Genomic DNA, 13,333 nt, shown 5'->3' on the forward strand with positions numbered 1-13,333 from the left:
GGCCCCGAGATGAGTCATCCGGTATAAAGGGGCGTTGGAGACGACGACGTTGATAGGCGGCAGGTGTAGGCACAGAGATGTGTTGAGCTGAGCCGTACTAATGGCCCCGGACGCGTGTGCTTCGCTTCGTCTGAAAAGTAGTGCGCTAGTGTTTTCTGGTTTTCCTGTGGGGAAAAAGACATTGGATATTAGATCGAGCTGATCTTGTAAAGAGTTCAGGATCGATCGATGAGCAACAAGCAGGTTGGTGCTGGTAAGGCGGGTGAACACCTCTTCCATTCCGAACAGAGCCGTTAAGCCCCGTACTGCCGATGGTACTGCTGTCACAAGTGGGAGAGTAGGAAGGTGCCACCTGCTGTTATTGACTGCGAGAGCCGTTATCCGATCCGGGTAACGGCTTTTTGCTTATAGAACCAATCATTCTAGTAGGATTGCAGAGACAGACTATTGACTATAAATAAGGGCGGCTACGGAGACCCCAGAAGGGATTAACCATAGCCGCCCTTATGCTTTAAATGGTATTAAGCGAGTTCGAGTTCGCTAAACGTGGGGAGGGTGATTTTAGCAAGCAGCTGTTCTTCGAGCAGATCGGCCCAGGCGTTCATATAAGCTACTACATCGTCCCGAACATTATGTTTGAGGTATCGTTTTTCGAGCGGAAAACGGGCCAATACAGCCCGATCATCCAACCGTTCGAGGTGCTTTAGATCTTCCAGCATCAAACCAGCGTTCAGCATTTCATTGATCACAATATCCAGCGGCATCTGACTGGTGGGGCAATAATCATCGACCTGTTCATTCCAGTCACCGTAACGTTGCATAGCGTACCGGTGAATTTGATCTTTGTTTAGCTTGGTTAAAACCTGCGCCAGATTGCCACAGTTGCAGCCACCCATATGACCCCACTGGTAAGGAGATCCATTAGCCAGATTACGAGCCGTACGGCGCAACGCATCAATAAGTTCGGGGGTTGGTCGTGCCATGATAAAACAAGGTTTATTGATTGACTGGCTAACAGCCTGTTAATCCGTTTTGTTCGCCGTTGGCGCTGGCTGCTGAGAGATTATCGTACCAGCTCCATCAGGTCTTTATCATTCACTTCTTTACGTATATCAGCCATGTCCAGGAAGCGCGTGTAAATGCCATCCAGGGTTGGTTTATCATAGCGGAAGCCCAGCAGTTCGAGCCGATGTTTAAGGGCGTGGCGGCCGCTGCGAGCCGTTAAAACGATAGATGACTCCGGTACACCTACATCATGCGGATTCATGATCTCGTAGTTCTCCGAATGTTTCAGAAAGCCGTCCTGGTGGATACCCGACGAATGAGCAAAAGCGTTACGACCAACAATGGCTTTGTTGGCCTGCACCGGCATCCGCATCATCTGCGAGACAAGGTTGCTGACGGGGAAAAGACGGGTTGAGTCAACATTAGTGTAGTAGCCCAGTTCTTTATGTACTTTGAGCGCCATCACCACCTCTTCGAGGGACGTATTACCCGCCCGTTCGCCAATGCCATTCATTGTAACCTCAACCTGACGCGCACCGTTCATCACACCCGCCAGCGTATTGGCGGTGGCCAGGCCCAGATCATTGTGGCAGTGGATTGAAATAGTAGCCTGATGGACGTTGGATACGTTTTCGTAGATGTAAGCGATTTTACGCCCGTACTCATCGGGCAGGCAATAGCCAGTCGTATCCGGGATATTCACTACCGTCGCCCCGGCCCGGATCACAGCTTCGGTCAGCTGCGCCAGAAAAACCAGGTCAGCCCGTCCGGCATCTTCGGCGTAAAACTCGACATCTTCAACGTAGGTTTTGGCATGTTTGACGGCCGCTACAGCCTGTTCCAGGATCTTCTCCCGAGTACTGCCAAACTTGTTCCGGATGTGAATATCTGAAGAGCCTATACCGGTATGGATACGGCCCCGTTTAGCCAGTTTCAGCGCTTCGCCAGCCGCGTCGATATCACCCTTGACTGCCCGGCTTAACGCACAGACGGTTGGCTCTGTGACGGCTTTAGCAATTTCAACCACTGAACGGAAATCGCCGGGGCTGGAAACCGGGAAGCCAGCTTCGATGATGTCAACGCCTAGTCGCTCCAGTTCTCTGGCGACAATGATTTTTTCTTCAGTGGTTAACTGACAGCCGGGGACTTGCTCTCCATCGCGCAGGGTGGTATCGAAAATATAAACTCGCTGGCTCATACTTATTAGTAATGACTGATTGGCAATTTATCTGATTATACAAAAAATGCTCTTTCTGTTGCGAGAAAGAGCATTTATAGAAAAGCCTATCTTTCTCCGTCAACAAACGTAAGGTTTCTGCAGTCGGTTAAGTGAAGGCGTCAGGATCATCGGCGAAATTTCGCTGGTTGCGTAAACACGCTACAAAAATAGAATTTTAAAAAAGATCTGCAAATGAAATTTTATTTTTAGTACAAGCCTATTCGACGGCTATGCCTGAAGGAGTTGCAGAATTTGTTGCCCCATGGCATCAGTCCCCAATACGTACTCGGGCTGAGTGGTTGGACTGGCAATGTCGCGGGTGCGGTAGCCAGCTTTCAGCACAGCGTCTACGGCGCTAACAACGGCTTCGGCTTCGGCTTTCAGGCCAAACGATATGTCGAGCATCAGCGCTACCGATAATACTGAAGCCAACGGGTTAGCCACTCCTTTGCCGGTAATATCATGCGCAGAGCCGTGGATGGGCTCATATACGCCGGTATTGTCGCCAACAGAAGCCGAGGCCAGCATACCCATTGATCCGGCAATCTGGCTGGCTTCGTCGGTCAGGATATCGCCGAAGAGGTTGCCCGTAACGACAACATCAAACCGTTTTGGATCTTTGATAAGCAGCATGGCGGCAGCATCGATGAACTGGTGTTCGACCTGTACGTCGGCGTACTCGGGGGCAATGGCCTGCACTACCTCCCGCCACAGCCGGCTGCTTTCCAGCACATTTGCTTTATCGACCGAACAGAGCCGCTTGTTACGGGTGCGGGCGGCTTCGAACGCTTTCCGAACAATACGTTCTACTTCATATTTGCTGTAGATCATTGTATCGTAGGCGGTATTGCCTTCGTCGAGTCGTTCGCGTTTGCCGAAATAAACATCGCCGGTCAGTTCACGGAAGAACAGGATGTCGGCACCCCGCAAAATTTCGGGCTTGATACTCGATGCGTCGAGCAGTTCGTCGAAGAGTTTGATGGGCCGCAGGTTGGCGTAAAGTCCCAGCTCTTTGCGCATCTGCAGCAAACCCTGCTCGGGACGAACTTTGGCGGTAGGGTCGTTATCGTACTTGGGATGGCCAACGGCTCCGAACAGGATTGCATCGGCCGCCCGCATTTTGGTCAGGGTTTCGTCGGGTAGGGGCGAGCCGGTTGCTTCGATTGCCACGTGACCAATGAGAGCCTCGTCATAAGTGAATTCGTGACCAAACTTTTGGGCAATGGCTTCAAGAACCTGCTTGCCAATGGTTGTTACTTCGGCACCAATGCCGTCGCCGGGAACTACAAGGATGTGTTTTTTCATGAAAAAGAGAATGGAGAAACGCGGAGTAAAAGAGGCAGCTCTACGAGAGGCTTTCTTTAGGCGTTTCCTTTAGTCTAAAGTATTCAACATTTTTTGGGTAGCCTTGATCGCCGATACGGTCTGATCAGAGTCGAGGCCCCGGGTTTTGAATTCGTGGTTTTTGACTTTCCAGGTGATGATGGTCTCGCAGAGCGCATCTGTACGACCACCGGTCGGAATCCGTACGGCATAGTCGGTCAGTTCGGGCAGAACGAGCTTTTTGCGGCTGTAAATTTTCTTCAGCGCATTCATAAAGGCATCGTACTGCCCGTCGCCCTGGGCATTTTCTTCAAACTGTTCGCTATCGATGCGGACGCGTAACGTAGCTGACGGCTTCAGGTCTTTAGAATGAGTCAGCACGTAATTGAGCACTTCTACCCGCGATGCTACCGCGTTGGTGTTGAGCACGTCGGCAATAACATAGGGTAGGTCCTCGCGGGTGACAACCTCTTTTTGATCGCCCAGTTCGATAACGCGCTGGGTCACTTTCCGAAGGTCATCGTCCGATAGCTGAATACCCAGCTCGCGTAGGTTGTTCTCGATATTGGCTTTGCCGGAAGTTTTACCGAGGGCGTAGCTACGTTTGCGACCGAAGCGTTCGGGCAGCAGCGCGTTGAAGTAGAGATTGTTTTTCTTGTCGCCATCGGCATGGATGCCGGCCGTCTGGGTGAACACGTTGTCACCCACTACGGGTTTATTATCCGGAATCCGAAGGCCGGAAAACGTTTCGACAATTTTGCTGACCTGATACAGCGATTTTTCGACCACACCCAGCTTTACCTCCGGCATGAAGTCGTGCAATACGGCCAGGGTGCTGGCCAGTGGTGCATTGCCAGCCCGCTCACCCAGCCCGTTTACGGTCAGGTGAATGCCGTGGGCACCAGCGCGTATGGCTTCCATCACGTTGGCCACCCCGAGATCGTAGTCGTTATGGGCGTGAAAATCGAAGTGGAGGGCGGGATAGCGATTTACCAGCTGATGAACGAACTGATACGATTCGGCTGGGGTCAGCACCCCCAGTGTATCGGGCAAAAGAACCCGACGGATGGGTTGGGTTTGCAGAAAATCCAGGAACTGAAATACGTACCCGGGTGAGTTACGCATGCCATTACTCCAGTCTTCCAGGTACACATTAATCTGAAACCCGGCCAGCTGGGCCTGACTAACCATCTGTTGAATATCGCCGAAATGCTGGTCGGGCGTTTTCTTGAGCTGATGAGTCAGGTGGTTCATGGACCCTTTCGTCAGCAGGTTCATGACTTTAGCGCCCGATTCCCGCATCCAGTCGAGGGAGGCTTGTCCATCGACAAAGGTAAGCACTTCGACCCGGTCGAGTAAACCCATACCGGCTGCCCAGCGTGTAATCTGCCGAACGGCCTCCAGCTCGCCCGCCGACACCCGTGCCGACGCCACTTCTACCCGATCAACCTTTACTTCGGTAAGCAGTACCTGGGCTAACGCTAACTTCTCGGACGCCGAAAACGACACCCCGCTGGTCTGTTCACCATCGCGGAGGGTCGTATCCATAATTTCAATATAACGGCGGGTTTTCATGAAGTAAAATGAGTGGTTGGGCAAACGAGTGATGGAGTGGCCAATGCGCCTGATGACGCGCTCAATTCACTCCATCACCATTCACTCAATCACTCAGTGAGGTTAGAACGGTCTGGTATCGGCAAAGGCTTCGATTTCGGACTTCATCGACAGGAGGTAGTCAATGTCGTCGTAGCCGTTGAGCAGGTTGTGCTTCTTGTATTCGTTAATGGCGAAGCGCTCGCTGTCGCCCGTGGCCAGGAGGGTGATGGTCTGCTCGGGCAGGTTCACTTCCAGCTCGGTGCTGGGGTCAGCTTCAATGGCTGCGAAGATTCTATCCGCAAACTCGTGGCTAACCGTAACGGGCAGTATGCCGACGTTGAGGCAGTTATTCTTAAAAATATCGGCGAAGAAGCTCGATACGACGCAGCGAAATCCATAGTCATAAATAGCCCAGGCTGCATGTTCGCGGCTCGATCCGCTGCCGAAATTTTTACCACCCACCAGAATTTTACGGGCTGGGCCGTTGGCCGAGTAGGTTGGGTTGTTGAGTACGAAATCGGCCTTGGGGGTGTTGTCGGGGTTATAGCGCCAGTCGCGGAACAGGTTGTCGCCAAAGCCCTTGCGCTCCGTCGCTTTCAGGAAGCGGGCAGGAATAATCTGATCCGTATCGACGTTCTCGATGGGCATCGGAACGGCCGCACTGCGAAGAATGGTGAAATTATCGTAAGCCATGTTAACCGTAATAAGTGATGAGTGATGAACGATGAGTGATAAGTGTTAAGGTCGGTCGGTTCATATCGGCCGCTCATAACTCAGCACTCATAGCTCATCGCTATATGAATTCTCTGGGATCTGTGACTTTGCCTGTTACGGCGGCTGCAGCGGCAACGAGCGGGCTCGCCAGCAGGGTGCGGGCGCCTGGCCCCTGACGACCTTCGAAGTTGCGGTTCGAGGTAGATACGGCGTACTTGCCGGCCGGAATCTTGTCTTCGTTCATGGCCAGGCAGGCTGAGCAACCCGGCTGACGGAGTTCAAAACCGGCTTCGGTCAGGATGTCCAGAATACCTTCTTCTTTGATCTGCCGCTCCACCACATGCGAGCCCGGTACGAGCCAGGCCGTAACGTTATCGGCTTTCCGGTGGCCTTTTACGATCGACGCAAAGGCGCGGAAATCCTCAATCCGACCGTTGGTGCAGCTGCCCAGAAAAACGAAGTCAATGGGTTTGCCGACCATCGATTCGTTCTCAGCGAAGCCCATGTACTGCAACGATTTTTTGTAACTGGCCGCGCCATCTTTCACCGCTTCGGCTACTGGAATCTGCCGCGATATGCCCGTTCCTAAACCGGGGTTGGTACCGTACGTAATCTGCGGTTCGATGTTGGCGGCATCGAAGGTCAGGTCTACGTCAAACTCGGCCCCCTCGTCGGTGCTGAGCGACTCCCAGTACGGAACCAGCCTATCCCAGGCTTCGCCTTTGGGGGTCATTTCGCGGCCGTTGAGGTAGTTGAGGGTGGTCTGGTCGGGTGCAATGATACCACCGCGCGCGCCCATCTCGATGCTCATGTTACAGACCGTCATACGGCCTTCCATGCTCATGTTGCGGAACACCTCGCCGGCGTATTCGACAAAATAGCCCGTTGCGCCACTGGCCGAAATCTGCGCAATGATGTAAAGGATTACGTCTTTGGGCATGACCGCCTTACTAAGCGTACCGTTTACGGTTATCCGCATTTTCTTCGGCTTCGGCTGCATAATACACTGCGAAGCCAGCACCATTTCTACTTCCGAGGTGCCGATCCCGAATGCAATAGCCCCGAACGCACCGTGGGTCGACGTATGCGAGTCGCCACAGACGATGGTCATGCCGGGTAGGGTAATGCCGTTTTCGGGACCGATTACGTGCACGATGCCGTTTTTCTGGTGGCCCAAACCCCAGTGAGAAATGCCGTACTTAGCCGTGTTGACTTCCAGCGCCCTGAGCTGATTGGCCGATAGTGGATCGGCAACGGGCAGATGCTGGTTAAGGGTTGGGGTGTTGTGATCGGCGGTAGCGAAGGTACGTCCGGGAAACAATACCGGCGCGCCCCGGCCCTCGAGACCCAGAAACGCTACGGGGCTGGTTACTTCGTGGATGAAATGACGATCGATGAACAACACATCGGGGCCATCTTCGACATGCCGGATGACGTGCGCATCCCAGACTTTATCAAATAAGGTTTTTGGGGTACTCATGGTTGTAGCGGAAACTTTGTTCGTAGCTACAAAGGTGATGAGTTGTTACCGGGCCGACATCTCGTTAGGCGTCCAATAAATAGTGTTTTTAGCTCACGACTATCAAATGGACGGAAAACTATATTGACTGGTAATGACGGTCACGAAGAAAGTATCTTTATGAACGGCTTGCCGCTCTTTGCCGCATTCGCCTGGGGCCGTACCAAAGCCAGAATCCGGTTACCGTGAACAGCAGCAGGGCCAGGCCGGTAATGGTCGTGTAAACGAGTTTGATCTGGCCGTCGCTGGTTCCGGCGTAGAAGTCGAGGAGGGAGCCGTCGTGAATTTTTTCGATGAAGTCAGACCGTCGTTGTTCGATGTGGAGCAGTTTACCGGTGGCGCCATCCAGCTGTACACCCCAGAAATGATCGGCAAACACGAATTTAACCATGCCTTTATCTTTCCGAACGTCGATCCGCTCCAGCTCCAGCGATAATTCGGGCGATATCGAGTCCCGTACTATCCGACAGGCGTTTTTATGCAGGCTATCGAGCGGCAGCCAGTCGGCCAGGTTGGTCGATGTGCCTTTGTAAGATTTGGGAAGCAGGAGCCCACCGCTATTTTTCTTCCAGCCCAGCAGCAAACCGGTCACGGAGATAAACAAAAAGAACACAAATAACAGCGCCCCCGTTGTCCGATGTAGTTTTCTGGAAATTCGCAATACTTTGGCTTGCTGTTGTCTCTTCTGGCTCTCCGTCATGGTGGATTATAGAGGATATTGCAGGGGGGGCAGCGCTGCATAAACTAAGCCGCAAACTACAGCGATTTCTGGTAAGAAGTAAGCACCACCCAGGTAGAATGCGCCCATAGCGTTGCGCGTGGCAGGCTATAAATCACTGAGCTATCTGTTGATAAAAGACGGTAAGCAAGGCCGCAGTCCGTCAACCAGAAACGTGGTCTCCGGCCAAAGCTGAGTCGACGAAACCAGCGTCCTCCCGACAAACTAGTTTGTTGGTTTCGAGCGGATGAATGATATATGATTCGTATAGGATCAGTTGCCCCGCTTGGGCGTAGTGCCGTATTGCTGTTTGTAAGCCTTGATAAAATGGGAGACGCTCTCATAGCCGATTTCCATGCTGACTTCGGAGACGTTTTTAGTAGTGTTGCGGAGCAGAAAGTGGGCGTGCTCAAGCCGTCGCTGGCGAATCCAGTGGCCGGGTGAGGTATGAAACTGCGCTTCGAAGTCGCGTTTGAAGGCCGACAGGCTCCGCCCCGATAGCCGCGCCAGTTCGTTCATAGACAAGGGCTTGAGCAGGTAGGTGTTCATCAGGTAGGTAAGGTCCGTTTTCTGGCCCTGGTAAATGTGGAGCAGAATAGCCCGTAGCTGACCGCTTGTATCGAGTTCGAGCAGGTGGAGCAGTAACTCCTGGAATTTGAGCCGAAGCAGCTCGTTCAGAAACGGTGTGCCCGACCCGAAATACGGCAGCAGCGACTGAATGAATGTCGTAAAGGCAGGCGAAGAGGTCAGCGACAGAATAGGCTCGTCGGGCAGCGGACGGTGCCGGTCCTGAAAAAGCGAGAGGTGCTGGTTAACAAACTCCTTGAGCATCTTCTCATTGACGAAGAAGACCAGACTTTTGTAGTTCGCGTCGATGGACTCGTTCATGGAGTAGCACCCCCGCTGAAAAAACAGAATCTGCCCTTTCCGGACGTGGAGCTCCTGGGTAGATGAGTTAAATTTTTTCTCCCCTTCCAGCACAACAATTACGGCATGCTCCTCAAAAAATACCTCGTTCCGCTCGGGATACACATCGCTGCGATACGCCACAAAAGTCATCTCCGACCCGTCGGACCGCGACCCGTCGGCCGGGTCGGTGCCGGGTCGGCGGATGCTCAGCGACGCAAACTGACTGGGCTGTATGGACGATGGAACGCGGAGCATTTATTTTCGACAAGATTTACAGGATGAACAGGATTTTTCTTTTATATATCAATAAATTAGCTTTAAGAGTATAAAATCTCGCTTTATATGCTTCGTGAAGAGCTTACTGAGTTAATCATTGGGGCCGCTTTCACGGTTCACAACGCTTTGGGACCGGGATTTTTAGAAAAAGTATATGAAAACGCTTTGGTCGTCGAATTGCAGCACCACGGATTGTTTGTTGAAGCGCAGATACCCATTCCTGTTTTATACAAAGGCATTACTGTTGGCGATTTTGTGGCTGACTTGTTTATTGAAAATTGCCTTCTGATCGAGCTGAAAGCAGTTAAGCAGGTGCATCCAAAACATGAAGCTCAGTTGGTCAATTACCTCACGGCAACAGGTATTGACATTGGACTACTGATTAATTTTGGCGCAAGTGTGAGCGTTAAGCGCAAGTATCGTGTCCGTGCATCCGCTAAGTAAGCCGAAAAGCCATACTTCACTATATTTTTGTCGAGCCCGTCTGCTTTACGCTATACATCCTATGTAAGAGCAAATCCTGTCCATCCCGTAAATCCTGTCAAAAGCTTTAGATCAAAAACTGGAACAAATCGGGTTTGTCATTGACGTGCTCGAATACGATGTTCTGGGCCTGCATACGCTGGATGAGCGGCTCAAAATCGTCGCGGTTTTTCAGTTCGATGCCGACCAGCGCGGGGCCGGTTTCGCGGTTGGTTTTTTTGGCGTACTCGAAGCGGGTGATATCGTCGGTGGGGCCGAGCACGTTTAGGAAGTCGCGAAAAGCACCCGAGCGTTGCGGAAACCGGATAATGAAGTAATGCTTGAGCCCTTCGTACAACAGCGACCGCTCCTTGATTTCTTCCGTACGGGTAATATCGTTGTTGCCGCCCCCTACCAGACAAACTACGTTTTTGCCTTTGATTTCGTCTTTCAGCAGATCGAGCGCGGCAATGCTGAGGGCACCGGCGGGCTCGGCAACGATGGCTTCTTCGTTATAAAGTTGCAGGATGGTCGTACAAACCTTACCCTCGGGTACCAGCACCACCCGGTCGAGGTTCTGGCGGCAGATGTCGAAGGTGATGTCGCCCACGCGCTTGACAGCCGCTCCATCTACGAACTTGTCGATGTGGTCGAGCGGCACAACGTGGCCTTCGTCCATCGATACTTTCATAGAAGGCGACCCGAGTGGTTCCACACCGATCAGTTTGGTTTTGGGGCTAAGCTGCTTAAAAACCGTCGATACCCCCGAAGCTAGTCCGCCCCCGCCAATAGCCATCAGCACGTAATCGATCTTGAAACTGGCGTCTTTGAAAATTTCCAGCCCAACGGTTCCCTGGCCTTCCATCACCAGTATGTCGTCGAAGGGGTGAACAAAAGTGCTATCATGAGTCTGTACGTATTCGTTGGCAGCCACGTAGGCATCGTCGTATGTATCGCCGATCAGAACCACGTCAACGAACTCCTTGCCGAACAGCTTTACCTGCTTCACTTTCTGGTTCGGGGTGGTAGTAGGCATAAAAATGGTGCCTTTAACGCCCATTTTACGGCAGGCATAGGCCAGGCCCTGCGCGTGATTACCAGCACTGGCGCAAACAACGCCTTTGGCGAGTGCTTCCTGGGGCAGCGACGCCATTTTGTTATAGGCACCCCGAATCTTGTACGACCGGACCACCTGTAGGTCTTCGCGCTTCAGAAAGATGTTGGCTTCGTAGCGATCCGACAGGTTCAGATTTTCCTGTAGGGGCGTATGGGTCGCAATGCCGCGGAGCCGGTCGGCCGCGAGGTATATATTATCGAGATCGGGAGCGAGGGTATGCTGATCGGTGTCTACCACGGCTGTTGATGAGTGCTTTTTGTACAAAAATACAAAATCTCTATCGGGGATAGGTAACGAACCAACTACCCGTTAACAAACAAAGTGAGGGTAACGGGCCCGGCGCTGAAGCCGCCGATTCGTCAGCGGGTTGCTAGCTGAACAAGGTTTAAACCCGTAGCGAGCCACGAAAGCCACGGGCGGCATAATAGGAGGGGGCGCTGTTGTGGAAAACAAAGACGTGGCCATAGCGGTACTCGGCAAAGAGCGCACCACCCAGTTTTCGGATGGCGGCCGGTGTCATTATCCAGCTCGACGTTTTGGTATCGAAGGGGCCGAGTTGCTGTAGCGCCCGATATTGCTCTTCGGTCAGTAGGTCAATACCCAGTTCGGCCGCCAGATCGACTGCGTTGTTTTCTGGTTTGTACTCTTTCCTCGAATCCTGACCCTCGCGGTCGTAACAAACGCTCCGGCGGCCTTTGGGACTTTCGACCGAACAGTCGTAAAAAACGTACTCGTCCGTCGCGCTGTCATACTCGACCACATCAGGTTCGCCACCGGTCAGTTCCATTTCGTTGAGCGACCATACTTTGGCCGGGTTCGCGTCCAGCTTTGCCGCCACATCGGCCCAGGCAATGTTCTGATGTCGGTTCTTGTGCTTCTCAAACCGCGCTTTCAACACGTTGATCAACTCGTCGCGTTGGTTTGAAGTCAAAGCCAATTGGTTTGTTAGAGCCATGCAGTTGAATTGTGTAGACGTGGTTTAGGGAATATATTGGTCGCTAGACCACCAAATCGATAGTGGTGGCTATTTTTATTCTTTTGTTGTCTTTCTGTAATCTTTTATGATCAAATAAATGGTCACGATGAATGCAATCAGGAAAAGTATATCTAGCGCAGGCATTTTGAAGCTAAGGGTTTTGACGTCAAAATGCCTCAAAACCGTTGTTCCTAACATAAATGCAACAATAATGAAGATAAAATTTACTCTTTTCTTACTTTCCATATATTTATAAATTTTTGATGAAATCAATCGAAACGCCCAGGAGAATAGCTGCAGTCGTAAACGTTATTATACCAAGCATATACGCAAAAAATGCTTTTACATAATTCAGAATTTTATCTCTTCCGAAAAAACTGCCTATCGCCCAGGAACAATAGCAAATGCCCACCAGACCACCGATAGCCATTAAATCAGTATTTGTTAATCCCTGTACCAAAGCAAACAGGGCAAAAATCAACATGCCTATTCCCATGACAAAGCAGAGTAGGATTAATAGTTCAAATATATTATAGTTAGATTTTCTGAAGAATAGTTTGATCCACAAGGTAATGAATAGACCCATTATGATGTTCGCGTACCCATAGTGCCCTTGTATCCAAGAGAAAATTTTTATTGTTGTTGTTAATTCAGCGCCTTCAAATTTTACATAATCGTCTTCTATGTGGAAAAAGCTGATCGCGATTGAATAGACCAATGACGTGATAATGATGAAGATTATTGGCTTAACGAGTCGGTTTCTGTTCTCAGACAGATAATTTCTGACATTTTGCCCCGGGTTTGTTATGAGTTCTCTGATTGTATACAAGATGCCACGCTCAAAATGCAGCACGTGTTCGATTTCGTGAACAATGTAATGGCCATCAATCCGTTTCAGGTTTGTTGGATGTCCACAATCTGGACAATAGTTTGAATGTACTTCGGCACTACAGTTTCTACAGTTCATTTTAGTGGTCAAGTCATTATTTGCAATCAGTTCGGTAAAAGTTATATTTTGATATGTATAATCGATAAGCAATCAATTATGTATTGTTGTTCGTTAAATTACTTTCAATATTCGCTGTCTTATTCATGGCGCTTTGAGTTGTAGGTTTTCTAATTCTGTTAGTTGTTTATAATTATTGCTAATAAAATAAAAGTATCAAAACTGTTTTTTGTAAGCAACTTACTAAGTTTTTCTGTTTTCATGAGATTCGAAGCAATAAAAACGTACTGGAAAATTTTATTTGGTCTGATGAAGCCTACTCGATTGAATCATTCGATGGCGTCTCTAGAATGAGGATCAATCAAAGAATCTACTGTTTTGGTAAGCAGTAGATTTAGCTAATCAAGCTTATCGTCAGACTATGCAACTGTAAATCGCTTATGATCAAAGCCAAAAATCCCCAACACTCTATTAAAAAAAGGAGTCACCTTATTATAAATATAGTTGTTGCCTCTAAAATTCGATAAAGTGCAGTTTTCAAGCAGGTGGGTGG

Annotated in this window: 12 protein-coding genes and 2 rRNA genes; 3 read left to right on the top strand and 11 right to left on the bottom strand. The window is 50.5% G+C overall.

Translation table 11 applies throughout. The annotated features are described in order from the left end of the window. Positions 1-122, top strand: a 23S ribosomal RNA gene (locus FBR45_RS00005); the annotation flags it as partial. Positions 123-243: 121 nt separating this feature from the next. Continuing rightward, positions 244-354, top strand: a 5S ribosomal RNA gene (gene rrf / locus FBR45_RS00010). Between the two features lie 167 nt (positions 355-521). Here rrf and FBR45_RS00015 read toward each other — a convergent pair. The 8 genes from FBR45_RS00015 to FBR45_RS00050 form a co-directional block, all read right to left on the bottom strand. Further along, positions 522-983: a hypothetical protein gene (locus FBR45_RS00015; RefSeq protein WP_138498193.1), complete on the bottom strand. Its 462-nt coding sequence runs from the start codon at positions 981-983 to the stop codon at positions 522-524. A gap of 80 nt (positions 984-1,063) precedes the next feature. Beyond that, positions 1,064-2,203, bottom strand: a complete 1,140-nt coding sequence (locus tag FBR45_RS00020; RefSeq protein ID WP_138498195.1) for a 2-isopropylmalate synthase — start codon at positions 2,201-2,203, stop codon at positions 1,064-1,066. 249 nt (positions 2,204-2,452) lie between these two features. Then, positions 2,453-3,529: a 3-isopropylmalate dehydrogenase gene (leuB, locus tag FBR45_RS00025; RefSeq protein ID WP_138498197.1), complete on the bottom strand. Its 1,077-nt coding sequence runs from the start codon at positions 3,527-3,529 to the stop codon at positions 2,453-2,455. A 69-nt stretch (positions 3,530-3,598) separates the two neighbouring features. After that, positions 3,599-5,122, bottom strand: coding sequence for an alpha-isopropylmalate synthase regulatory domain-containing protein (locus FBR45_RS00030; protein ID WP_138498199.1), 1,524 nt, complete (start codon positions 5,120-5,122; stop codon positions 3,599-3,601). Between the two features lie 102 nt (positions 5,123-5,224). Beyond that, positions 5,225-5,836: a 3-isopropylmalate dehydratase small subunit gene (leuD, locus tag FBR45_RS00035; protein WP_138498201.1), complete on the bottom strand. Its 612-nt coding sequence runs from the start codon at positions 5,834-5,836 to the stop codon at positions 5,225-5,227. A 100-nt stretch (positions 5,837-5,936) separates the two neighbouring features. Beyond that, positions 5,937-7,337: a 3-isopropylmalate dehydratase large subunit gene (leuC, locus tag FBR45_RS00040; RefSeq protein WP_138498203.1), complete on the bottom strand. Its 1,401-nt coding sequence runs from the start codon at positions 7,335-7,337 to the stop codon at positions 5,937-5,939. A 157-nt stretch (positions 7,338-7,494) separates the two neighbouring features. Next, a complete protein-coding gene (locus FBR45_RS00045; RefSeq protein WP_138498205.1) occupies positions 7,495-8,076 on the bottom strand; it encodes a PepSY-associated TM helix domain-containing protein in 582 nt (193 codons plus the stop codon). 291 nt (positions 8,077-8,367) lie between these two features. Then, entirely contained in the window at positions 8,368-9,258 is an 891-nt protein-coding gene (locus tag FBR45_RS00050; protein ID WP_138498207.1) for a helix-turn-helix transcriptional regulator, read from the bottom strand. Between the two features lie 87 nt (positions 9,259-9,345). On the opposite strand from FBR45_RS00050, the gene FBR45_RS00055 reads away from it, so the two are divergent. After that, positions 9,346-9,723: a GxxExxY protein gene (locus FBR45_RS00055; RefSeq protein ID WP_138498209.1), complete on the top strand. Its 378-nt coding sequence runs from the start codon at positions 9,346-9,348 to the stop codon at positions 9,721-9,723. 106 nt (positions 9,724-9,829) lie between these two features. Here FBR45_RS00055 and ilvA read toward each other — a convergent pair whose 3' ends face one another. The 3 genes from ilvA to FBR45_RS00070 all read right to left on the bottom strand — a co-directional run bounded on the left by ilvA (position 9,830) and on the right by FBR45_RS00070 (position 12,873). Beyond that, positions 9,830-11,095: a threonine ammonia-lyase gene (gene ilvA, locus FBR45_RS00060; protein ID WP_171044801.1), complete on the bottom strand. Its 1,266-nt coding sequence runs from the start codon at positions 11,093-11,095 to the stop codon at positions 9,830-9,832. A gap of 148 nt (positions 11,096-11,243) precedes the next feature. Further along, positions 11,244-11,789: a DUF4256 domain-containing protein gene (locus FBR45_RS00065; protein ID WP_394344349.1), complete on the bottom strand. Its 546-nt coding sequence runs from the start codon at positions 11,787-11,789 to the stop codon at positions 11,244-11,246. A 295-nt stretch (positions 11,790-12,084) separates the two neighbouring features. Next, positions 12,085-12,873: a DUF3667 domain-containing protein gene (locus FBR45_RS00070; RefSeq protein ID WP_246082053.1), complete on the bottom strand. Its 789-nt coding sequence runs from the start codon at positions 12,871-12,873 to the stop codon at positions 12,085-12,087. Positions 12,874-13,333: the final 460 nt, after the last annotated feature.

The organism is Spirosoma lacussanchae, from assembly GCF_005870035.1.
In the GTDB taxonomy this organism is placed as follows: Bacteria; Bacteroidota; Bacteroidia; order Cytophagales; family Spirosomataceae; genus Spirosoma; species Spirosoma lacussanchae.

Excerpts from the sequence above, each read along its gene's own strand:
- leuD (WP_138498201.1), bottom strand. The coding sequence starts at position 5,836 with ATGGCTTACGATAATTTCACCATTCTTCGCAGTGCGGCCGTTCCGATG.
- FBR45_RS00020 (WP_138498195.1), bottom strand. The coding sequence starts at position 2,203 with ATGAGCCAGCGAGTTTATATTTTCGATACCACCCTGCGCGATGGAGAG.
- FBR45_RS00030 (WP_138498199.1), bottom strand. The coding sequence starts at position 5,122 with ATGAAAACCCGCCGTTATATTGAAATTATGGATACGACCCTCCGCGAT.
- leuC (WP_138498203.1), bottom strand. The coding sequence starts at position 7,337 with ATGAGTACCCCAAAAACCTTATTTGATAAAGTCTGGGATGCGCACGTC.
- FBR45_RS00015 (WP_138498193.1), bottom strand. The coding sequence starts at position 983 with ATGGCACGACCAACCCCCGAACTTATTGATGCGTTGCGCCGTACGGCT.
- FBR45_RS00050 (WP_138498207.1), bottom strand. The coding sequence starts at position 9,258 with ATGCTCCGCGTTCCATCGTCCATACAGCCCAGTCAGTTTGCGTCGCTG.
- FBR45_RS00055 (WP_138498209.1), top strand. The coding sequence starts at position 9,346 with ATGCTTCGTGAAGAGCTTACTGAGTTAATCATTGGGGCCGCTTTCACG.
- FBR45_RS00045 (WP_138498205.1), bottom strand. The coding sequence starts at position 8,076 with ATGACGGAGAGCCAGAAGAGACAACAGCAAGCCAAAGTATTGCGAATT.
- leuB (WP_138498197.1), bottom strand. The coding sequence starts at position 3,529 with ATGAAAAAACACATCCTTGTAGTTCCCGGCGACGGCATTGGTGCCGAA.